This window comes from Sinorhizobium sp. 8-89 (assembly GCF_030124325.1).
GTDB lineage: Bacteria > Pseudomonadota > Alphaproteobacteria > Rhizobiales > Rhizobiaceae > Sinorhizobium.
Genome location: NZ_JASKLR010000045.1, coordinates 1 through 22,333 on the forward strand (window position 1 = coordinate 1; position 22,333 = coordinate 22,333).

Consider the following 22,333-nt stretch of genomic DNA (forward strand, 5'->3'; position numbering starts at 1 on the left):
TGATGCGGCGGCCTCTGCCGACCGCGAAGACAACCCTGTAACCCGGCACACGCGTCTCATACAAAGATACTTGACCCCACGGCTGCGATTAGACAACCCATCAGGTCACCTGCGACTACCCCCATTGCCCTCGCTGAGAGCAGTATGATGTTCACCGTCCGTATGCCCTCAGCTTGTCTCGCGGGACGGTCCATTCTTGCGCTGCCCCGCGAGATGCGCGACCTCTCCCAGGGCAACGGCATCGGCGGCGCTGGCAGGACCTCGACGACTGCTAACGGCTGAGCAGGCGGCCCATGTACCCCCATAGCTAATTTCCACGTCAGCGTCGAAGAAATAGCCCGCACCGCGGGATGTTTTAATCAGACACGGGTTAGCCGGGTCAGCTTCCAGCTTTCGGCGCAAGCGCAAAATGAACACATCAACGCTTCGGTCATATACCTCTTCTCCGCGCACTCGGCTCGCAAACAGAAGCTGTTCTCTGGATAAGACGTCGCGTGGTTTTTCCAGGAAGGCCAGTAGAAGATTGAACTCACCGGACGTCAGCTTGACCTCGCCGCTCTGTTCAGAGATCAGTCGACGCTGCTTTAGACTGAGCGTCCAACCGGCGAAATGAAACGAACGTCGATCTTTTGTCCGTGGACTCGTCGGCCGGTCGCGCAACGCGACACGAATGCGCGCTAAAAATTCTCGCATTCCAAAGGGCTTTGCAATGAAGTCAGTTGCTCCAAGCTCCAGTGCAACAACTTTTTCAGCCTCCTCGAGACGATCACCGCTGATGGTAATTATCGGAACATCGGACTTTGTTGTCAGATTGCGGACGATTTCAAGTCCATCCTCGCGGCCCAGATTAAGATCAACAACGACGAGGTCGACCGGCTCACACGTGAGCACGCGATTGAACTGCCAACTATCGGTTACTGCGGTTACCTTAAATGCGTGTATCGTAAGGTACTCAACAATGAGATGCCGCATCGCGACATCGTCATCGATGACAAGAACATGTTTCAACGGCTCACCTTTCGAACTGGGATCACGCTGCCTGTTGAAGCAGCTGATCGGACCTGTACATGCACGAGCTGCGGCACACCAATCCATTCGACGAATGTGAGACCTTCGCCGAATGGATGGGTGGCACAAAAATGCGATCCGAAGACTTTTGGGCGTCAGCCTTTAGTCACTGAACGACAGCTCAAGAATGATGGCGGCCCTAATGCTGGTTGAGAAGATCAGCCACTGTCTCACCGCGCCTGCGCGCGTCGGCTGCGAGCCAAATCTCGCCTACCTCATAGACGTCACCACAGGTACGGAACGGCACAATCACATCGATCGCGGCCGCCAGCATATCGATCAGCGTGCGGTCTTCAAGCGCAGCTCCTTGCGAGCTGCTCTTGATCAGCGAAAAGAGCTTTTTGAAACCTTGAACCGGATCGGCACCATGTATAGTGGAGATCGATCCTGGATGGCCGGAAACGACTTCGCTGAGATAAGCCCAAGCGGCATCGTCGCGCATCTCGCCGAGCAGTATTCGATCCGGGCGCATGCGGAGGCTGGCTTGTAAAAGCTGTTCTGCGGTCACCGCGCCTAAACCTGTGCCATCCTTTGAATAGAGTAGCCTGACATGGTTCTCATGCGGAATTACGAGTTCGAGCGTGTCTTCGATGGTGATCAGCCTTTCCTGCGGCGGGATGGCGCTGATCAATGTCTTGCTCATCGTCGTCTTGCCGCTACCTGTGGCCCCACAGAGCAGCATTGTGAGGCGAGTAGTCACGCATGCGTGCAGAAATCCTTCCAGATCGCCGCCGTCGTAATGCTGGAGAATCTCTTCGTCGTGCTGAGCTTGACGCTGCTTACGCGAGCGCCATTGATTCCATCGCGAAGCATCATACCGAGATGTGACTTCTTTGAGCTCCGAAACACGGGCGCCGGGGCGTCGAATTGTCAGGCTGACCGTGCCCGAGGGCACCGCGGGCGGTAAACAGATTTGCAGCCGCTCTCCATTTGGCAGTTCGGTGGCGCAGAGGGGGTTTCGTGGTCCAACATCTTGCTTCCGTGACGCTCCCGCCAGGATCGCGATATCTTCGAGATCATCATAGGTAAGAGGTAGAGGATATTTCGTAAAGACGCCGCCCTGGCGGACGAAAACCTCCCCGGGTCTATTGATTGCGACCTCTTCGGTCCGCGGCTCCTCAAGCCAGCTCAAAACCGGTTTGAGGAGGAAACGCAATTGAGAATCCGCCTCCGTTAGCATTCAGGTCTCCGATTTTCGTTGTCGTTAAACTATCTCGGCGAGGGTTGCCGATTTCGCCCTCTCGTTGTCCCAGTGGCCGTCCGAAGCTCGTATACATCTGAGAAATCGAGGTCCCGTGCGACGAATATGGATACCGTATCCCCCTGATTTTTCTTCAGAGTGGGAGGAATGTTGATCGTTGCGCTTAGCGCGGTGTTGGCGATCTGTCCGCTATTGCCCTGAAAGCTGTTGATGCTAGTGCCCTCACCTGAGCTGCCAGCATAACTACTAGCTGCCTGGAACGCACCCTGGACGACGCTCAAGAGCATTGCCCCTCCGAAACGTTGCCAGAAGTGATTGTCGACCGTGCCAGGCAGCCCTGAGCGGCCGAGTTCGTCAGCACCTGGTGACGCGAGCGACACCAGCGCATGGTTCGGCGTCTCAGCGCGATTCCAGATCACGAAGACCCGTGCATCCCCTTGTTGTAAGCCACGCTGGATTTCGCCAACCACGGTCGTGCCCCGATCCAAGAGCACAACGTTGCCCGTTGCCCCACGGACGTCCTCGGGCAGCACGCATTTTACATAACCCGCTAGATTGGTATCGATCGCCGTTTGCAAAATGCAGTGAAGAGTCGTTCCTTGCGTGATCATGAAGTCAGGGTTCGGCAAGAGTGTAGCCCGGCTTGCCTGCAGCACAGCCGGCTTCATCCTCGTTTGAAGATCATTTTCGACTGAACGTCCGCGCGTGAGCGAGGAGTTTTCTTGCTCTTCGTCTTCGTTTTCGTGGCCAAACTTCGTCCGTGGCACGGGCTTGCTGATGCTTTGGTCGCCGCTGCTATACGCAAAGATCGGTGTTTTCTCAGGCGGCGGGTCATCGCGTTGAGGCTGGCTTGTGGCTGGCGCGGGAGCTGTCGGCTGCACAGGCTCCTGGTTTTCCGAAGGATCAGGAGCTATATCCATAGGCGCCGGACGAAAGGGCTCGGTGTCTGTGAGAATCGTTGTTGGGGGCGGAGAAGCCCCGTCGCTAGCCTTCGAACGTCCACCGAGCCAGATGAGGCCCAGCGATAACGCCAGAACTAAGCCTGCAACCATTAACTTCTGCGATCCCGAAAGACGCCGAGGATGTGGGTCCGAGACCACGGATCCGGACGCATCCACATCGTGAGAAGATTGTGGATTAACGTCACTCATTGCCTAGGCTCCTTTAGAACGCGCCAAACATCGGGTCTGCTCGTCCCCGTGCCCGGGTTTCGTCCAATGGGATCGAAGGCGCTATTCCAGATGCATAATACTGTGTCGCCATCCCTCAGTCGCCAACCACGAGCAACCGAGGAAACCTCGACGTACTCTCCCTTGACCGAATAATTGGCAGTGGCCTCCTCACCGTCTGGATTGATCCTATAGATAGATGGTATGCGTACATTGCCGGGGAAGCGGAATACAGTGGTGACGCCGTTGTCAAAAACCTCCAAGGGCATCAGCGAACGGTCCCCCTGGGCGACATAATGCCAATTGTTAGGGCCGGGACTGCCGGTTGCGGCCGGCTGATCGAATAATTCCCTAGCCCTCTGTTGATATTGCGCTTCCGCTCGAAGCCGGTAGGCTAGGGACCTCTGTTCCGCTTGCTTCCTGCGCGCAGCAGCCTCATCGACAGGATAGCCGAATTGCACGCTGTAGTAGAGGTCAGGCTGCTCTTTGTCGAGCCGAGACATGGACTTGGTGGAGATACTGAAAACATATCGTCGCATACCTGCGTCGCTTACGGTCAGCACGATGACCGGCTGTGGCGGGAGAACGTGGCTTGCCTTGAAGAAGAGATAGTTGCCGCGCGGAAGGGCTGCGAGGTCGTTGCTGTTGGAAACGGCGACCGCTGTGACGGTCTCGTTGGCCCCGAATGTCACAACCATTGTTGCTCCGACAGCGGTAGACAGGCGCACTACCTGATCCGGGTTGTAGGCCAGATAGCGCATGCGAGGATCTAGTTTGCCGGCCGTGGGAGTGTCCTCCGCACGCGCGCCCACCATAGCAAAAAGCAAACAGGCCAGTGAGAGAAGTGTTCTTTTCGTCATGGCTCGTTGCGCCCCACGTTCGAAACAGTGTCTTCCGAGGTTTGATAGGAGGTAACAAGCAATCCCCCCGGATTGGTCAGCCTCGATCGGCCGGGCAGGCTTGTCACCTTTTCGTAGCGAACCGTTGCAGTCCAAGTACTCGCCACCGGCATTTGCCCCTCCAGAACGAGCGTGCGCTTGTAGCGAATCTGTTGCACGCCCGGAGTGATGTCGTTTGAGGAGATGTGCTCGACCTCTAGCCTACCGCGCTTACCAATTGCGACTTGCGGTGAATCAGGATTGGGGTAGTTGAAGAAGTCTTGGTAGTCTTGCCGCACGGCCGGAGCACTGAAACTCGATACGAGATCATAGGCATATTGAGCAGTGTCCGCCGTATAGCTCTCGCGCAGGCGGACATACTGCCAGAGGGAGGCATTGACAACCGCCTGCTCTTGCGTGGCGGGCAGCCGAGAGACGGACACTTCGCTGTCAACTGTACCGTCGGGGCGTATCCAAAGATACACAGGCACAAGCTTGATCAACGGAACCATGGTGGCGATAGTGAAAGCCTGTGCCACATTTCCAAGACCAGCGACTGCTGCAACCGCTACCAGAACCTTGGAGAGACGCCGCGCAGATTTCGCACGTGCAGTTTGAAAGGCTTCCACTTCCTTATAATGAGTAGCCAATGCCTTCTTCTCGACCAGGAGAGCATATTCAGGGCCTTTCATCAAGTTCTCCCGAAGCCTGAAGATCAGTTGGAGTCGGTTGCCAGTGCCCAACGTTTAGCGGGAAAATCGGACCCCCGCAGGCCGCCAGCTTGTCGGTTGTCTGGCAGGCGGCTAGAGTAAGGATTAGAAACAACAGACAATACTTCATGCAAACCTTCCAATTTGAGCGATCCTAGTGAGATCCTACCCACGTGGTAACTTGGCTAGATGCCGATTCAGGCTGCTGCCAGGTTGGTATGTTCCTGCCACATAGGCCCCTCCAATATTGCCGGCGATCACCGGAAGCGCGACGATCAGAGCGTCACCGGCGAGAAAGAACATATCGAGTTCATATAGCCCGATAATCTTGGCTGCGGTCGTCCCCGCGCCAGAAATCACCCTGAGCATTATTGCAAGGGCGGCCGCTTCCGTTGCGATGACGAGAGACGTCACGATGTTCAGCAAGAGGAGAAGTATCCCGTAGGTGAGGAGTTGAGCGAGCCATTTAACAGCCATGTCTCGCGTGCGATCAAAGAGATAGCCTACAAGAATGAGTGGGCCGATCGCCAAGAGCACCTTCGTGAGAATTCCAGCGGCATCGTAGATCGCGAACGCAGCCCAAAGCGCGCCGTAAAATACCCACTGTGCGCCTTGAAAGGCGAGAATGTCCTGGCCATTCATTGGCCCAATTTCGGAGGCTACCTTTTGGAAGTAAAATTGGGTTAGCGCGAACATGATGTCGAGCTTTTTGGGGATATCAATGAACGGAATGTGACTGCCACTGACCTGGTGAATGAAAGCTGGGATCGTGTCCTCAAAGAGTGACACGACATAGTTATGATAGTTCGCCTGGCCGATCACAAGGGAGACAACAAGTGACACAATGATGACCCTCGTAATGCCACCACGAGTGTCGATTTCACCACGCATCACAAGAATGCCTTGAACTATTATCCAAAGCGTTACACACGCCACAAGAGGCGCACTGACCGCAGTCTGGATTTTTTCCAGCACTGTGTTCATTCCGATCTTAAAGGCCTGATCAAAGATCGTATGAATAGCCGTAAACGGCGCAAGAATCCTGAAATTCATCGCTCCAACCTTGACTTGCTTCTCTTCGCCGAAGGTAGACGAATAGAGGTTCCCACCGAGCGGCAGAACTCACAGATTATGGCACTGCGCCAAAGATAGCCGCGGTTGCCTGGCGTTCCCGCCGCTGTGTCGTTGCCTCCTCTGCTTCTTGAAGGCGTGCCTGCGCGGTCGTCATCGTCAACAAGCTAGTAGCCTGGGTGTTTTGGATAATCGCATCGTGGATCTGCTTGAGAAGTAGTCCGTTGGTGACGGTAGCCTGCATAATATTCCCTGAACGCGAAAGCTGATTTAAGGTGGCGGCGTTTTGCTTCAGGCGCTGGTCCATAGCATCCAGATTATCGGCTGCAGCTGCTGCTGCATTCGACGAACCTGCAATATGCTCGCGCAAGAGAGCCCCTTCCGCGTCGCTACCCCACACCACTTTGTTTTGGGCATCCGATGCTATCGCGCGCGCCGTGGCGGATGCTGGCGCCTCAGCAGCAAACATCTGCTTTTCTAGCTGATTGGTGGTCGGATAGCGGTTCGGTTGGTTGAGCGAGCTTAATAGGCCGGTGACGCCAAAGGACGTCGTGAACATCTGCACCATTTGGATTGTCTGTTCGAGTATTGCGATCGTCTGTATAAGGTTCTCTGCAGTGCTTAACGCCGTTGCAGTCGTCTGGATTTCCGTTGCGGGATCGCTGACGATGAGCTGCGCCCGGGTCGGCCCCGGTAGAGTGATGCAAATGGCAAGCGCCGTTGCCGTGAGTTGTGCAAGTTTCATAGGCACTTTCTCCGTCAGTCTTGTACTTCATGATAGCGAGCTATGAATTTGTCGAGCCAGGCAGAAGGGTCCTCTCCATACGTCTCACGTAGCTGATCGGCAAATCGCACGGTATTGGCCCGCCCCGAGAGCACGGCGACATATTCGCGCATCTCCCGAAGATCGAACTCGCAGACAACGCTCCCGCTCTCGCGCTTAAGCAAAAACTTGCGGCTGCCGACGGCCATATCCTCGCGGATTGCCTGAAATTCTCGTTCGGTACATTTCAGCCCGTCGATGTATGCCGTTCGGTCCGCTGTAGGTGATGGGTAAATGATTTTTGTCATGCATTGTGCAACGAGGCTTGCTCCGAGTGGCGATTCCAGGACGTGCTCAGGTTGCTGTGTTGCGAGTATGAGCATGCCGTTGTTCTTGCGAACCGTGAGCAAGAATTTATCGACGACTGCGGAGAACTGCGGGTTCAGTAGATAGAATCGAAACTCGTCGCAGCTCATGACAAAGCGCCGACCATCCACGACAGCACCCACTCGGTGCAGTAGATACGCAGCGGCCGGCGCACAGACCTCCTCGTACTCCAGAAGTTGCGTCATATCGAAGCCGGTGATTGATCTATCGAGCGTTACTTCGTCCACATCGCCATCAAAGGCCCAACCGAGCGCATTTCCTCTGCACCAACGCTGTAGTCGCGCTCCTGCGCCCTCGGATGGGCCATGCAACAAGAATTCTCGCAGTCCTGCGAGTGAACGCATGTCCGGCTCATACGAAAGCTGTCGAACAATACCACGCTCCAACCGGCGATTCTCCTCCGGCGAGATACCTCCGCGTCCGTCGCTTTCAATCAGCGCCACGATCCATTCGCGCAGAAAGTCCCGGGACGCCGATGTATTGGCCAGGCCTCGCAGAGGTGCCAAGCCGCTCGGCATCCCTCTGCGTAGAGTGAGATATGTCCCTCCCGTTGCACGTACCAACAGCTCACCGCCACGGTCCTTGTCGAAAAAGACGATCGCGCCATCGCGATAAGCCATGCTCTGCTCGAGCATCGCTAGGATGAAGGTCATGAGCGTCGTCTTGCCTGTCCCGATAGGTCCGAATATTGCGGTCATCCCAACGTCGTTCTCATGGGGGACATAATCAAAAGGCGTCCCACCGTTGGTGCGAAAACGCGCAACTGCATTACCCCAATGGCCGGTAACAGTGCCGCCCGGAAAATTGTCGAATGAGACCAGGCCGGCGAAATTGCGCGACGTGACCGCCCCGGGACGCGTGCGCCACTTGTTGTTGCCCGGAAGTTGCGACCAGTAAGCCGCCTCCATGCCAATACTTTCTTGGACCGCGACAGCCCCTGCATCGGTCAATCGCGCGCGGGCGCGCGCAGCGCGGTCGGCAAGGCCATTGAGATCATCGGCATAGACGCAAAGGCTTAAGTGGTGCGAGCCCATAACAAATTCGTTGCTTGCCAGTGCGTCCTCTGCCTCGGTGAGTTTATCGATCTGGGTGATAGCCTTGTCGCCGGAACTTATCATTTGACTGGACTTGAGGCTGAGATTGGCATGAGCCTGTGCACGAGTTAGGAAGGAGAAACTTTGGCTCAAAACAAGCGGGAAGTCTGTGGATAGTAGCGTATTTAGCATGCCTGGCCGCGTCTTTGCCGGATACTCGCGAAATGAAAAGATTGACCCCACGTAACTATCGTGTGGCGCCCGAATCTCTAGTGCCCGCTTGCCACAGATGACCCGGTCGGTATAGATCGAAGCGCCGAGGGAGCCGCTGACGAGGGGAACCGGTGTGAAACGACAAGTCATGATCATGCGGAGTGCTTCGCCGATCTCAGAGAAAAGCACGTCATCCTTCTCCCGAATGCCGAGCCGGCGGAGACCATATGCGTCGAGGGCGCCAGCAAGCACGTGCCAAAGATCTTCCAGATTTCGCATCTGGCTTGCCAAGTCGATTTCTTTTCTTTTGTAGAATCTGGTGAATCGGCTTCCTAATTTGCCAAGCGTTGCGCGGGGGAAGACGATCAATGTTAGGAAGTGATCGTTGCGGAAGAGTTTCCCGGAGAGCACGCGCTGCTCAAAAGCTTTGCTCAGTTTGGTAGCGAAAGCGCTGCGGAACTGCCGCCCTGGCGGCGACGGCACATCGGTATGCCGTACGAGATGGGCGTATATAGACACATTGTCATCGGCAATGTTGCGTAAGAGGGTATTAAACGTGCGGCAGCGTGCATTGCGGATTTCGACATCTTCCAATTCAAAGGGCAAACCTCTGACATGTGCCATGGTCATGATCGATCCATCCTCTAGAAGTACAACCTCGTTGCTGAGGTGCCCAATGTAGGGTAGATAGATCTCCCCGGACCTCTCGGTCTTGCCACTTGTGCCGAGCATTACACCATTCCTCTTCCTCGAGCCGGCACCATGATCGGGTTTGGGCTGACGCTCGCCCCGCCCCAGACTTGGCCGTCGACGCTTCTGCCGGCAGTCTGCAGAAAAAGTAAGACTACGCTCGCTGCGTTATAGTCACGCTCTACGACGATCCGCGCTCCGACCCAGAGTGGCACAAGTATAACTTCGTAAAGAGGGTTCTGGAGGATGACGATCAGAAAGCCGGCTAACATCATGAATAATCCAGCGAGAGCCAGCGGTACGCCGAAAAACAATGCGGGTCGTGTCGCCGCCACGTAAAGGGTGCTTTCTTCCAGACGGGCACTCATCAGCCGCCCCCGATGAGCGTTTTGCCAAGGAAGCTGGCCCCGAACATGATAACGATACCCCCAACGACGCCGGCGACGAGACCGAGTGAAGCACGACCGAACATCCATGATATGCCGATGGCGACGATGCCGAGAACAGCGAGCGACTGTCCAAACGGACCCAGGATGAACGTGCATATGTTGTTGACCATTGCGGCGGGGTCGGCGGCTCCTGCCACTTGTGCGACGGCTGGCCCCGAGGAGAAAAAGCTCCATCCGGCCGCCCCTCCAGCGGCGGGTGCATAGGTAACAGCCATGCGCATCACCGCGCCCAGCAGGGAAAAGCGCTTCAACTGCACGCCGAATTTTTCAAGGAATATCATCACTACACCTCTGTCGTTCAATCGAATATGAGTTGATTGTCGTCCGTGGATTCGCCGACTTTCGGCCTCTGCTGCGTGGGAGAACTTGATGAATCGACTGCCGAACGGTGCCGCTCATGCGAGCCCCAAACGTCCCATGCGTCTTGCCGGATCGCCTTTTCACCGTCTTTCTCCGGCAGCTCGAGCAGCGGCGGCACCATCTTTCGAGCGGCAAGCTCAACCTTCCGCACATATCCGTTCGCAAAGCCGCGCGTCAGATCTCCAGTATTGTAGGCGGAGATTGCCTGACGAAGCGCCAGTTGCTCTGCTGCGGTAGTGTTGCCGCCGGCGTAGCGGCTTTCAAGCAAGTGCCCTGCAGCCGAAAGTGAGAAACAGGGCTGGAACGCCTTATCGGGCGTGAGACCCAGCAGAGAAAAATTGTTGGAGTTGATTTGCATAAGCCCGACGTCGAGCGAATGTCGCGCTTTGAGGCGCTCCTTGACGCTCTGCGTTGCTTCAGCTGGATCGTTCCAGTGGAGGGTTTCGCCGGTGGTATTGTCATGCGCCGCAAGCGGATCAAAGTTGCTTTCAACGGTGGCAATTGCCGCAAGCGTAGATGGAGCAACCCAAGGCGCGCATTCGCTAGCGAGATCGTTGAACTCACGCAGGGAGAGTGGTGCGGCCTTGGTTGAGAAACATATGGAGATCGAGAAGACGATCGACACGGGCCAAGCTGTGTTTAACATTCCCTATCACCTCCCATCGCACTCACTCGGCCTTAAAGAATCAGCGTCATCTGGCGTTCGCCAATATCGGAACGGACTGTTACTCTAGGATTTCTAAGTTCCCTCTTTTTGTTTCATTTGAAGCAAATGACGTTTCTGCCTAGCTTAAGACAGCATCGACGCGCTGACATCGAGCGCGAGTTTGCTTCGCCCGCCGCAAAAAGCCCTGGTTCTTCGCATTCGCAGCCTCTGAACGACGATCGCGCCCCCTTTCATGGCGACGCTGACTACCACTAGGCTCAACGACGCCGATCCAGGCTTGGCTCGGCAACGCGCCGCTCGGCCGTCGGCAACCACGGGTGCGCCATTACTTGTTTCTTCAATCGCATAGCATGGCCCTTCCTTCCCATTTCCACTGCCCTTGACCATGGAACGGCTTTGGGTGGAGCCGGCTGCCGGACGCAGCGTTTGTGTGTATAGTGCCCGATCTTCAAGAGCATAGCCGTAGCTTGCTGGCCGACGGCTTGATCGGCACGAAACCCATCGACGGTCGGCCTACAGCTTCACATATCGCCTCAGCGTCTGCCGCGCCATTCTTTGCTCTTTTGACATAGGGTTCACGTAGGCAGGTTGGATCAACCGAGCTTCATGTCCGAGAGCCTTGATCTCTCTTGCCCAGTAATGAGCGCCGCCGCACGCCTCCAATCCAACGACACACGCCGGGATCGTCTTGAAGAACTTCAAAACCTCAGCGCGTCGAAGCTGCCTGCGAAGGATTGTCGTCGCTTCGTTGTCTACTCCATGCAACTGAAAGACTTGTTTGGCCGTGTCGAGGCCAATGGTCGTGATCAAAGTCATGATAATGCTCCGCGCTTTTCGCCGAACTACATGCTCGGCCCGGCATTTCAGGATAGGGTGGGAGCAGAGCCGTTCCACAACATCAAATCAGTTGATGCCTTATTCATAGGTCACCGTGTTCTGCACGGGGACGCTGCGATGACGGTGAAGCGATACGAACTGCATGAGGTGCAATGGTCGCGGGTCGCGCCGCCCTTGCTACCAGGGAAGGCCGGCGATCCGGGCCGGACGGGTAGCGACAATCGATCGTCCGTGAACGGGTGTTTGTGGGTTCTGCGTTCAGGTGCGCACTGGCGCGACCTTCCCGAGCGTCACGGCAAGTGGAAGACGGTGCACCGCCGATTCAGCCGCTGGTGCCATGCCGGCGTGTGGGAGCGGGCCTTCGATGCACTGACATCTGACCGAGACAATCAGCACCTGATGATCGACAGCACTATCGTCCGCGCCCATCAACAGGCGGCGAGTGGAAAGGGCGGCCAAGGATCAGGCGCTGGGGCAGACGTGGACTGACCATCAAGATTCATCTGCTGGTCGATGCGCTCGGACGTCCCCTGCGCTTCATCGTGACAGCCGGTCAGGTCGTCGACATCACGCAGGCTCCTGCTCTTCTCGACGGCCAGGAAGGTCAGGCTGTGCTCGCCGACAAAGCCTATGACAGCAATGCTTTGCGTGCGACGATCCAGGGTCAGATTCTTCGTGCCTATCGAAGCGATCGTCGCTACCGCTCCGATATTCATAAACATCTCGCCGCCTCGCAGGCGATCCGGGTCGCGTTCAGCAGGTACAACAATTACGAAAGAGCACCAACGGCGTCAGCTCCACCAGATGGCAGCCCCTAAAGACGCTGCAGCCTGTGACTGACGACTGTGTCAATGAGCGGGTGGCGGAGCCGCGCGCCGAGCTGGATCCCAGCCCGCTGTGCGGTACCAGCCTTAAGCTCCAACACAAAATGCGCGGCAACTGTCGGAGCAATGGGTGTGGTTGAGGACGGTTGGCCTTCTTCAATCGCACGTACTTTTCCATCCTCGCCGACGAAGAGGAGATCGAGCGGCATAGGTGTGTTCTCCATCCAGAAGCCGCGCGGTTGGCTGTCGTCAAAGACGAAGAGCATGCCATGATCGTCCGCCATCGTCGTGCGGAACATCAGTCCGCGCCGCCATTCTGCAGGCTCGTCCGCCACCTCTATCGAGAAGCGCTGCTCCCCCCATTCGGTCTCGACCACTAGAGCCGCGGCATCGGACGGTAGGAGTAGGGGGTCTCCGGCCAAGATCGCTCGAGCGTTCATGGTAAAGGCCGCCAGCACGACGAGTTTCAGGAAGGACATTGGCATAATTCCGCACAAGGTAAGCAGGGCAAGCATGAGGTGATGCGAGTGACGGGCAGATCAGCATAGGGGTCGGGCCGCCGTGCTCAAGAGAATAATTTGTCGCAAGTGCTGATGCACGGGCAGGCACCAGCAACACGGCGCGAAGATGACGCCGGTGCAGGCTTGGCGGCCGAGTGGTTTACATCCCCACGGTGCCGCACTGTGACGAAGCGGCGAGCGTCGATCCAGAGCGCTGACGCTCGGCATGACTGGCGCCGCCCCGCCGATGACGGCGGTGCTGGTCTCCCGCCCACCTGGTGCGCGTCGGCGGGCTAGGTATACCCTCCATTCCGCATTCAGCAGCAGATTCTTTTGCGGTTCTGGCAACATCACGCCCTGATTAACGTGCGAAATGCGCGCGCCATGGTCCTGGATGACATTGGCTTTTGCAGCAAAACGATAGGGGCCCGCAGTTGGCACGTTATGGTTAGCTTCCCCGATGATGATGACGGGCACTGTCCTTAGGGACGCGTGCACGGCGGCGGCACATTGTGACCCAGGAAAAGACGAGCGGTCCGCGACGATGAGATCGGCCCTTCTTCCCCTCGAAATCCAGTCGCAAAGACGCTTGAATGTCTTGAAGCCGACTGGTTCATACCCCAGGGCGGCAATTCTGTCCTCATACATCTCCAGCGTCGCCGTATCGGGCTCCACTACGGCGATGATCTCTCCGTTGCCAAGTGGTGTATTACAAGGAGCAAAAAAGACTATCAGGGCTGACCGGCTTCTTCTGGGAAGGCGGCAGATAGATGTCGAAGCGAGTACCGCGTCCAATAGTCGAGCTAACGTCAATGTATCCTGCAAGCGCGCTCACATGGTCGCGCACTGCAGCGAGACCGAGCCCCGTTCCACCGATGCGAGAACGCGTGGTAAAGAAGGGCTCAAAGATATGTGGTAGTACGGCTTCAGGAATACCTTCGCCGGTGTCTCCGACGGAAAGGAGGACATAGTCCCCGGGAGGAAGATCGCCATAAGCAAGTATCTTCGATTGAGAGACAACAGCCCGAGAGACGCTTACATCAATGCGGCCTTCATTCGAGAAAGCCTCCGAGGCGTTCTTGCAGAGATTCATCAGGATCTGCTGAATCTCGAGTGGGCTCCCTTCGATCACCGTTTGCTTTTCGTCAATGTTGAAATTCAACTCCACATCCGCGCGCCGCGCTACGCGCAGCAACGGAGCTAGATCCATCACTACCTCGGAGACATTGAAGGGCTTGATCATACGTTCGCGTTTTCGATTGAGTGCCAAGATCTGATTGATGATCAGCCCCGCTCTGTCGCCTGCAGAGATGATTTGCTCGATATAACCCCGAGTTCTTGAAGAGCGACGCAGAAGACCGTGGGCCATCTCGGCGTAGCCGAGGATAGCCCCTAGGATATTGTTGAATTCATGCGCGATACCACCGGCGAGGGTGCCGACGGCTTTCAGCCGTTCCGCATGCTCCAACCGCCTCTCTAGAAGGTTGCATTCCGTCTGCCGACGTCGAAGATCGAGGTAATTGCAGACACGGCCAGTCGCGTACTCAAGAAGTTGGATCTCACTAGAAGAGAACCGTAGACTGTTCCGCTCAAGGAAAAGGCAACAAACCGCGATGAGCTGATCCGAGACCTTGAAGACAAGCAACTGACAAACCTCGGGAGTCCCTTTAGCAACGCAGCCAACTTTTTGCGTGGGAATGATGCGAAACACTGGCCTGCGCTCCTCTGTCAGGACAAGAGAAGCGAATTCAAGTAGCCAAGCCTCATTCCAGATGGGGGCAGGAGTGTTGGCAGCGAAACACTCGGCGACACGCCCCGCACTGATGTCAACAAGTGCCAGCGCACACTGATCAGCATTGAAAAAGCGCTGGACAACTTTCAGTGCTGCTTGGGTGGAAGCGGTTAGCGAACCCTTCGTTGCTGAACCATCTTCGAAGCAAGACCCAATCTCCCTAGTCGCTGCTTGAAATTCCAAGCGCCTTGCCAACCGATCCGTCTGCCCACGTAGCCTAGAAACTAAAGCGATTATCCAGAAGCAAAGGCATATGGAAACTGAACCTAGGAAAACGCGTGTCCGCCGCTCGCTCACAATGACCAAGCCGTACCCTTTCAGATATTCACGCTCCAGTTTCGCAGCTTTGTCGATGGTGTCGGATGACGCTATCCTGTTTACAGCGTCATTCACCTGCGGCAGCAAGGACAGGATAAGCTGGCCATTGCGCACAACCGAATTTTCAATGGCATCTTGGCCCGTAGCCGCCTCAAGGCGGTCGAGATCTCGATCGATGCGCGATGCAAGGCTAGAGCTCGGCCTCAGCGAAAACCATAAAATTAGGTTGCCTAGTTCGACGGGCCGCACAGCACCAGTGCCTTCGGTTTCCGACGGCAATTTCGCAAGCAGACTCAGCGATTGCGCGAAGCTGGTAAGGGAACGTTGCAAGATCAAGTTTTGTGCGCCCACAGCTCCAACGGCCGCGCTAGTCCTTTCGACCGAAGCCCTTACCTCCTTTAGCAGGCGGGAGAGGTCACTGGCGTTCTCAAGAGGCACCTTTTCGAACAGAGTCTCCAAGTCGATCAGGCTCTGCCGCAGAGCCCGTATCGTTGTGAGTAGAACCTGGTAATCCCACGGCGTGCCGGCACGGGCGCGGAAGACGTCACGTTGCAATAACGCACAATTGGTCCGAATTGCCCCCAGTTCACTTAGGATCGCCTGGTTGGCATGGTCATCCTGCCCGCGCGTTATCGCCAGGACTGCAAACAACAAAGTCACGATCACCAATACTACGACAACGTTGGCACTGAGCCTCTTCTTCTCGCAGGGATAAAGCGGACAACCAGCTGCGTTTGTCTGCCTCTCCGAGCGCCGAGATTCGAACATCAACTCGGTTTCGATCCGGCGGGTGAGCCCCCATTGCTGAGTCAGGAAAACCACTTAGGCCCCCCTTCCGCCACAGCGTTATCGGATCGAAGGTTACATGTTCGGCTGGCACGATGGAAAATTGTTCGACCTATTGGGACCTCGGACGAGTTGTTAACAGCCACAAGTAGCACCTTGTTCGGGGCGGATGTTCGGCGCTGGAAATAGCACGTCTGTTTTGGTGATATCGGGGCACCTCTCGGGTTCCAACCAGAGGTGCCTGACTGCAATAACGAGCCTTTACTCCCAAAGCCGTGATTACTATTAAGGTGAATCGCTAGTTGAAACTCAACGCCCCCAGTTCGAGCGTTCTCTGCTTCTGGAGGAAGACGCCAGTTCGGCTCGTGCGTCATTGTCGGCCCTGTGGAGGCGCTCCGCGGTGGGACGCATCTCCCACAGCTGCTCTCGAGAAATAGGCCCCTGCTGTCCTGCGTGCCCATGAGCTTGAGCCTGGGCCTCCTCTATCCTCCCGTCCAAATTTGAATGCGAGGCCTCTGCCCCATATCGAAATGCGGACGGCGCAAGAGGCTCGTCGCCAGGAAATGTACTGACACTCTGCAGACGCTCGACTGGCAATAGCGCCTGTTGCTCTGCGTTCAAGTGGTGGTATCCCTTTAGAAGGGCACGGGCAGCGTTGTTCTCGGTGACCCCGTCTGCCCAATGTGTGACTAGATCGACCGCACGATCAATAAGACGACTTCTGTTTGCACTGTCTAGATCACCTAGGTAGCCTCCTACCTTGGCGAGCGCCAGGGCTTGATCTCTTGGGGCCTCGATGTTCAGTATGCGGTCGACGGCGGCTGTTTTTCTCTCAGGAGTTTGAAATTTAAATGTTGGCGCGAGCACGGGAGCTACGGCCTGTGCGAACACCCGATCTGGCAGGCCTTGATCCGGCGCGACTTGAGCCAGAGCCCTGTCGTGCACCGCCCTCGCTGAGCTGCCGAGCCGGTTGATCCGCTGGTGAAACGCCCCAAGGGGGCTTGCCTGAACCGCCTCTCGCGCGGATCGGCTCGTGAGTTCAAAGTTCGCGAGGTTATTTGCCGTTTCAGCTGTATCGTGGGTGGGTAGGCGGCTTGCCACCTCGGCCAGTAGGTCGTTTGGAAAATGAGTGTTTCGTTCGGCACCGCCGCCATCTCGGGATGAATTGCCAGCTGTTCGTGCCCGCTGTCTTTCGCGATCCATTAGTCAGACTCCGACGTTTGTTCTACAGCTCCGAAGCTAACATCGGAGAGTGACCTGCTAAACCGATATCGGGCTACATTTGTTGCTCTGATGGGCTTCAGCCCAAGCCGAGCTTGCTGAAGCATGGTCCTCAATGCAAACGAGCCTTTACTGACGAATAACGGTACACTGATAACCTGACTCGCCAATGAGCTCATCGCCCCCAGTTTCGTTCTCTGCTTCTGGAGGAAGATGCCAGTTCCGCCCGTGCGTCATTGTCCGCTCTGTTGAGGTTCTCCGCGGTCGCTCGCATACCTCTCAGTTGGCTTCGAGAGATGGGTCCCTGCTCTCCTGCGTGCCCATGAGCTTGGGCCTGAGCCTCGTCGATCCTCCTGTCCAAATTTGGAAGCGGCGCCTGTGCCGCGTGTCGAGACGCAGACGCTGCAAGCGGCTCGTCACCGGGAAGCGTGCTGACACTCTGCAAGTAGTCGACTGGTAATTGCGATTGCTGCGCCGCGCTCAAGTGGTGATATCCCTTCAAAACGGCGCGGGCAGCATTGTGCCGGGTAACCATGTCTGCCGGTTGGGTGGTTAATTGGACCGCTCGGTTAATAAGACGACTTCTGTTTGCACTGTCTAGGTCACCCAAGTGGTCTCCTATCTTGGCGAGCGCCATGGCTTGATCTCTTGGGGCCTCGATGTTCAGTATGCGGTCGACGGCGTCTGTTTTTCTCTCAGGAGTTTGAAATTTAAATGTTGGCGCGAGCACGGGAGCTACGGCCTGTGCGAACACCCGGTCTGGTAGGCCTTGGTCCGGCGCGACTTGAGCCAGGGCCCTGTCGTGCAACGCTCGCGCTGAGCTGCCGAGCCGGTTGATCCGCTGGTGAAACGTCCCAACGGGGCTTGCCTGAACCGCCTCTCGCGCGGATCGGCTCGTGAGTTCAAAGTTCGCGAGGTTATTTGCCGTTTCAGCTGTGTCGTGGGTGGGTAGGCGGCTTGCGACCTCGGCCAATAGGTCATTTGGGAAGTGAGTGTTTCGTTCCGCACCGCCGCCATCTCGGGATGAACTTCCAGCTGTACGTGCCCGCTGTCTATCGCGATCCATGGATTACACTCCGACGTTGTTTCTACAGCTTCAAGCTAACAGCGAACCGTGACCTACCAAATCGATATCGCGTTACAATTGTAATTCTACCAAGGCTTCAAATCCAAGCATCGGCTCAAGAGCGTTGTGTAGCGTTCTCGCCGCAACATGCACCCGCGATAGCCTTAGCACGGGCGTCTCTGTGGTCCTAGCGCCCCCCGGGGCTGCTGAGGGTATGCCGTACATTCCTTGGCAGTTGCAGCGCGGGTGATCGGTCGGTGATGGAAGGCAACTCTGGCCGGCCAAATCTCCGGGGATGCCGCGCCGAGCCGATCGCTTCTACCGCCATTACCGCCATCGGCTCGGTGGGGACTCAAACTGTCAGCTCTCCATACTTCCGACCAGCTTGGATAGGATGACGATCTAGGAGCTAGATAAACAGCAACAGGCCGAAAACACTTCGTCGAAGCCGAGCGAGGTCAACGTGATTGGATTCGGCAGGCAGCTCGAGCTGACAGTTATCGTTTTGTTGAGCGCGTGTGAGCCGCCCGGGTGTCGGCCAGCGCATAGTCGAAGCCCTTACGCTTCGTCGTATGAGGTGCGACGAAGATCTCGCAGCTGATGTCCGATGGCCGTTGCAGCAGAGCGATCGCACAGCCAGCACACGATCCCAGGAGTGCTGGCGTGTTGCCTGAGCCGCCTCGTCATTCCCTTTCGTTACAAACTTATTTCATGTTGGTTGGACATGTAACAACAATGTATCTCTTTTTTGTTGATCATAATTCCTCCGACCCGTAGCGTTTGGCCTTGCTCCCCGCATGTCGGGCACATCCCGCATCTCTGCACTTCAACACGAGGGGCAAGGCTGGATGAATGGCGACTTTGCGTGATGATGGCTCGATGCCTTGGACCCGCTCGGCCGATACGGTGGAACAATGACTTCAGGAAAAACTACACTCTCAAGCATAATCATCAGCATCGTGTGCTCACTGGCGGCAGGTTTCTGTGCGGCAAGTCTGTACGCAACATTCCGTCATGGATTTAACGGTGAAGCGATGATGACAATCGACCTTCTCGCTTTCTGGTACGAGACGCCCTTCTATTTGGGCTATACAAGCCCTGTCTTCTATCGTGGCTTAGCTGTCATTGTCTCCACGTCCGGGCTTGTTCTGCTAATTCAGCAGGCAGTGTCCCCACACGATCGCGAACATCACGGCACGGCACGCTGGGCTCGCTTCCACGAGATGCGGCGCGCGGGTTATCTGCAGCGGTACAGTCGCATTAACGGCCCGGTTTTTGGAAAGACGAGTGGCCCTTCCCGGTCTGGCTATTACTTGACAAACGGCGACCAGCCTCACAGCCTCGTTGTTGCGCCGACCCGCGCTGGCAAGGGAGTAGGCATCGTCATTCCAACGCTACTTACGTTCAAAGGGTCAGTGATAGCTCTCGACGTTAAGGGGGAGCTTTTTGAACTCACCTCGAGAGCACGCAAAGCCTTGGGCGACGGTGTATTTAAATTCGCTCCGCTAGACCCAGAGCGACGGACGCATTGCTATAATCCTGTGTTAGATATCGTAGCGCTGCCCCCAGATCGGCAGTTCACCGAGGCGCGTCGTCTCGCCGCCAATCTCATTACGGCCAAGGGCAAAGGCGCAGAAGGTTTCATCAATGGCGCGCGAGATCTTTTTGTTGCCGGCATTCTTGCCTGCGTCGAGCGAGGCACGCCAACAATCGGTGCTGTTTACGACCTCTTTGCTCAACCGGGTGAGAAATATAAGCTTCTTGCACGGCTTGCGGAGGAGACTCAGAACAAAGAGGCTCAGCGGATCTTCGACGACATGGCGAGCAACGACACGAAAATCCTAACGTCATACACTTCAGTGCTGGGCGACGGCGGGCTCAACTTATGGGCGGATCCGCTAATCAAGGCAGCGACGAGCCGATCCGATTTCTCGATCTACGATCTGCGCCGACGAAGAACTTGCGTTTACCTTTGCGTCAGCCCAAACGATCTTGAGGTGCTCGCGCCGCTGATGCGCCTACTGTTTCAGCAGATCGTATCAGTTCTACAACGCTCGCTGCCTCGCAAGGAAGAAAAGAACGAGGTGCTATTCCTACTCGATGAATTCAAGCACTTGGGCAAGCTGGAGACGATTGAGACAGCGATTACGACCATAGCGGGATATAAGGGTCGCTTTATGTTCATTATCCAGAGTCTTTCGGCACTGACGGGAGCATACGACGAGGCCGGCAAGGAGAACTTTCTTAGCAATACTGGCCTGCAGGTCTTCATGGCCACGGCGGATGATGAGACGCCGACTTACATTTCGGATGCTATCGGTGAGTATACTTTTCAATCACGTTCCGTTTCTTATGGCGGCGGACGAGCTTTCGATCGCAATATTCAGATATCAGCTCAAGGAGCACCCCTTCTGCGGCCGGAACAGGTGCGCCTTCTCAACGACGAATGCCAGATCGTCCTCATCAAGGGTCAGCCACCACTGCAACTGCGAAAGGTCCGGTATTATTCCGATCGCATACTGAAACGCATTTACGAAAGCCAGACAGGCAGCCTTCCGGAGCCCTCACGCGTGATAATGGCAAAAGAGCATCACAGTCTGGAGGAGATGGCCCCACCTGCAACAGGATCCGACCGTATGGACTCGGAAAATCCGGAAAGAAACCCGCACCTCGGGCAACCGAGTTTGGACGCCTGAAGCGTCCGAGACCATGACCAACACCTCGATTGGGAGGAGTCGACTGAGGCAACGTCTCATGGATGCAATTCGCAGCGGAAGCTCTCGGCAGCACGCGACAGAGCCGCCCCCCTGATCCGCAATCCGCATATGCTGCAGGTAACGCAAGGTTGTGAGACCGGAGAGGCCTGGATCGCGTTGCTGACTTCCAATTGAGCTACGTCAAACCAGTATCTCGACGTATGTGGTACCCATAGATCGACTATCGAGGACTCAGTGGCCTAACCATACCGCAATGAGGAGACAAGTGTGCTTAGTGCTAAGCCTGAAAAAAAGAAACGGAAGCCCGACGCTGTGGATGTCCAGGTCGGCTGTCGAATCCGCCAGGGACGTGTACGGCAGAACATGTCGCAAGCGGCTCTGGGCAAGGCCATCGGGGTAACGTTTCAGCAGGTCCAAAAATACGAGAATGGCTCGAACCGGGTCGGTGCGAGCCGGCTCAAGCAGATATCCGTGGCTCTGGACGTGCAGCCCGGCTACTTTTTTGAGGGGATCTCTGACGAATTCCAGGCGAGCGGCCGGTGCGCCGCAAATCAGGCTGATCTTCCGCCAGAAGTGATCGAATTCGCGGCAAGCGAGGAAGGGATCGAGCTCATCAGGGCCTTTTCCCGTGTCGGCGACTTTGGCGTACGATCACGACTCGTAATGCTCGTCAAATCTCTGGGGCAACAAGGCCGGTAATTTATAAACTCGCCGGCCTCTGGTGAGGGGAGTGGTTTCTAAGCTCAGGTACGGACCGCGGGGGGGCCACCACCGTTTAACAAGCGGATTCCTCCCCCAACGGCGCCGCTCGCCGCCATCCGCCAGCCCGTCATCTCGGCGAGCCCTTCGCCACCGTGCCGACGACCCTTTCGCCGATTTTCGGCCGTCCCCGTCCGTGAGGAACACATGGTGGCTCTCCGACGCCCGGTCGACGCCAACATAACAGTGTCTTTGATCAGTCATGCCTTCTCCCCGTTTGAGCCTACGAGCCGCCGCGATCTTAGCCGATCGCCGATCCCTGTACTCGCGCTCGACGGCCAATCCGACGGGGCACGCGACCCCCCAGGTGCTCGAAGCACAGGGGCGATGGGTAGCTCCCGACGAATCGTCTCGGTTCGGGAAGGCTAGGGCAATTCGCGCCGTCGCCCGTGGTGCAGGGAAGTTCCGCCATGCATCACGTCGCCACACGGCGAGCATCCAAGAACCGCATGAGAAGGTTACAGGGCAGGCGTTGGCAATCTGAAACTCCCGCGACGGTCCTTCAACCGGCCCAGCCTTCGTGCGCCCGACTGAGGTCGGTGAACCTTATCGATCGTGACAACGCGCGTGATCAGGGCGGCTGAGGCAGCGGCCCACAACTGACGCACCTGGTTCCCGAGTGTCCCCGAGCAGCGGAAGTTCCGAGCGCGAGCACCCGTCTTTGCCAGCGCTGGGCCCCGCAGACGCCCCCTCGTTCAAGAGCTGCGTATGCCCGCGGCTTCACGAGCCGGGCACGGCAGCCCTCGTTGCAGGCTTAGAGCCCCACAGCGTCCTTCGTGCGTCCTGAAGTGCGGTCGGCGCCGTCGGTGAAGACGTTGCTGGTCAGCAGCTTCCTGCGCGATACCTTGATGAA

General features: G+C 56.6%; 18 protein-coding genes and 2 pseudogenes. 4 read left to right on the forward strand and 16 right to left on the reverse strand.

Annotated elements, in window-relative coordinates:
• Nucleotides 1–285 precede the first annotated feature (285 nt).
• The 13 genes and pseudogenes from QN219_RS32280 to QN219_RS32340 all read right to left on the reverse strand — a co-directional run.
• Nucleotides 286–1,008: pseudogene (locus tag QN219_RS32280) on the reverse strand (response regulator); the annotation flags it as partial.
• 199 nt (nt 1,009–1,207) lie between these two features.
• Nucleotides 1,208–2,248 (reverse strand): P-type DNA transfer ATPase VirB11, encoded by a 1,041-nt coding sequence (virB11, locus tag QN219_RS32285; protein WP_284004485.1) that lies wholly within the window; start codon nt 2,246–2,248, stop codon nt 1,208–1,210.
• 29 nt (nt 2,249–2,277) lie between these two features.
• Nucleotides 2,278–3,420, reverse strand: coding sequence for a type IV secretion system protein VirB10 (gene virB10, locus QN219_RS32290; RefSeq protein WP_284004486.1), 1,143 nt, complete (start codon nt 3,418–3,420; stop codon nt 2,278–2,280).
• Nucleotides 3,417–4,298 carry a P-type conjugative transfer protein VirB9 gene (virB9, locus tag QN219_RS32295; RefSeq protein ID WP_283979995.1) on the reverse strand — a complete coding sequence of 294 codons (882 nt, stop codon included), beginning with the start codon at nt 4,296–4,298 and terminating at the stop codon, nt 3,417–3,419. Before virB9 ends, virB10 begins: the two co-directional genes overlap by 4 nt.
• The gene (locus tag QN219_RS32300; protein WP_283979994.1) at nt 4,295–5,008 is read right to left on the reverse strand and encodes a type IV secretion system protein VirB8; all 714 of its coding nucleotides are present in this window, start codon (nt 5,006–5,008) and stop codon (nt 4,295–4,297) included. Before QN219_RS32300 ends, virB9 begins: the two co-directional genes overlap by 4 nt.
• A complete protein-coding gene (locus tag QN219_RS32305) occupies nt 4,995–5,156 on the reverse strand; it encodes a type IV secretion system lipoprotein VirB7 (protein WP_283979993.1) in 162 nt (53 codons plus the stop codon). The genes QN219_RS32300 and QN219_RS32305 overlap by 14 nt, the downstream gene beginning before the upstream one ends.
• Before the next feature lie 35 nt (nt 5,157–5,191).
• Nucleotides 5,192–6,079, reverse strand: coding sequence for a type IV secretion system protein (locus QN219_RS32310; protein WP_284004487.1), 888 nt, complete (start codon nt 6,077–6,079; stop codon nt 5,192–5,194).
• A gap of 76 nt (nt 6,080–6,155) precedes the next feature.
• Nucleotides 6,156–6,842 carry a type IV secretion system protein VirB5 gene (locus QN219_RS32315; RefSeq protein WP_283979991.1) on the reverse strand — a complete coding sequence of 229 codons (687 nt, stop codon included), beginning with the start codon at nt 6,840–6,842 and terminating at the stop codon, nt 6,156–6,158.
• A 14-nt stretch (nt 6,843–6,856) separates the two neighbouring features.
• Nucleotides 6,857–9,226 carry a VirB4 family type IV secretion/conjugal transfer ATPase gene (locus QN219_RS32320; protein ID WP_284004488.1) on the reverse strand — a complete coding sequence of 790 codons (2,370 nt, stop codon included), beginning with the start codon at nt 9,224–9,226 and terminating at the stop codon, nt 6,857–6,859.
• Complete coding sequence (locus QN219_RS32325; RefSeq protein WP_283979989.1) at nt 9,226–9,552, reverse strand: type IV secretion system protein VirB3; 327 nt, start codon at nt 9,550–9,552, stop codon at nt 9,226–9,228. The genes QN219_RS32320 and QN219_RS32325 overlap by 1 nt, the downstream gene beginning before the upstream one ends.
• Nucleotides 9,552–9,914: a pilin major subunit VirB2 gene (gene virB2, locus QN219_RS32330; protein WP_284004489.1), complete on the reverse strand. Its 363-nt coding sequence runs from the start codon at nt 9,912–9,914 to the stop codon at nt 9,552–9,554. The genes QN219_RS32325 and virB2 overlap by 1 nt, the downstream gene beginning before the upstream one ends.
• A gap of 17 nt (nt 9,915–9,931) precedes the next feature.
• Nucleotides 9,932–10,639, reverse strand: coding sequence for a type IV secretion system lytic transglycosylase VirB1 (locus QN219_RS32335; RefSeq protein ID WP_284004490.1), 708 nt, complete (start codon nt 10,637–10,639; stop codon nt 9,932–9,934).
• A gap of 502 nt (nt 10,640–11,141) precedes the next feature.
• Nucleotides 11,142–11,476, reverse strand: a pseudogene (locus tag QN219_RS32340) (IS110 family transposase); the annotation flags it as partial.
• A 138-nt stretch (nt 11,477–11,614) separates the two neighbouring features.
• On the opposite strand from QN219_RS32340, the gene QN219_RS32345 reads away from it, so the two are divergent.
• Both QN219_RS32345 and QN219_RS34445 read left to right on the forward strand, forming a co-directional pair.
• Entirely contained in the window at nt 11,615–11,986 is a 372-nt protein-coding gene (locus QN219_RS32345) for an IS5 family transposase (protein WP_284004491.1), read from the forward strand.
• Between the two features lie 41 nt (nt 11,987–12,027).
• Complete coding sequence (locus tag QN219_RS34445) at nt 12,028–12,315, forward strand: transposase (RefSeq protein WP_405052308.1); 288 nt, start codon at nt 12,028–12,030, stop codon at nt 12,313–12,315.
• Here the strand turns inward: QN219_RS34445 and QN219_RS32355 are convergent.
• From QN219_RS32355 to QN219_RS32365, 3 genes are read right to left on the reverse strand one after another with little or no spacing between them, the layout of a single operon-like run.
• Complete coding sequence (locus tag QN219_RS32355; RefSeq protein WP_283979986.1) at nt 12,312–12,800, reverse strand: DUF192 domain-containing protein; 489 nt, start codon at nt 12,798–12,800, stop codon at nt 12,312–12,314. The two genes, QN219_RS34445 and QN219_RS32355, sit on opposite strands and share 4 nt — an antisense overlap.
• A gap of 60 nt (nt 12,801–12,860) precedes the next feature.
• Nucleotides 12,861–13,496 carry a hypothetical protein gene (locus QN219_RS32360; RefSeq protein ID WP_284004492.1) on the reverse strand — a complete coding sequence of 212 codons (636 nt, stop codon included), beginning with the start codon at nt 13,494–13,496 and terminating at the stop codon, nt 12,861–12,863.
• A gap of 34 nt (nt 13,497–13,530) precedes the next feature.
• The gene (locus QN219_RS32365; RefSeq protein WP_284004493.1) at nt 13,531–15,753 is read right to left on the reverse strand and encodes a two-component system VirA-like sensor kinase; all 2,223 of its coding nucleotides are present in this window, start codon (nt 15,751–15,753) and stop codon (nt 13,531–13,533) included.
• A gap of 3,165 nt (nt 15,754–18,918) precedes the next feature.
• On the opposite strand from QN219_RS32365, the gene virD4 reads away from it, so the two are divergent.
• Nucleotides 18,919–20,700, forward strand: coding sequence for a type IV secretion system ATPase VirD4 (gene virD4 / locus QN219_RS32370; protein WP_284004494.1), 1,782 nt, complete (start codon nt 18,919–18,921; stop codon nt 20,698–20,700).
• A 288-nt stretch (nt 20,701–20,988) separates the two neighbouring features.
• The gene (locus QN219_RS32375; RefSeq protein WP_283979983.1) at nt 20,989–21,420 is read left to right on the forward strand and encodes a helix-turn-helix transcriptional regulator; all 432 of its coding nucleotides are present in this window, start codon (nt 20,989–20,991) and stop codon (nt 21,418–21,420) included.
• Nucleotides 21,421–22,333: the final 913 nt, after the last annotated feature.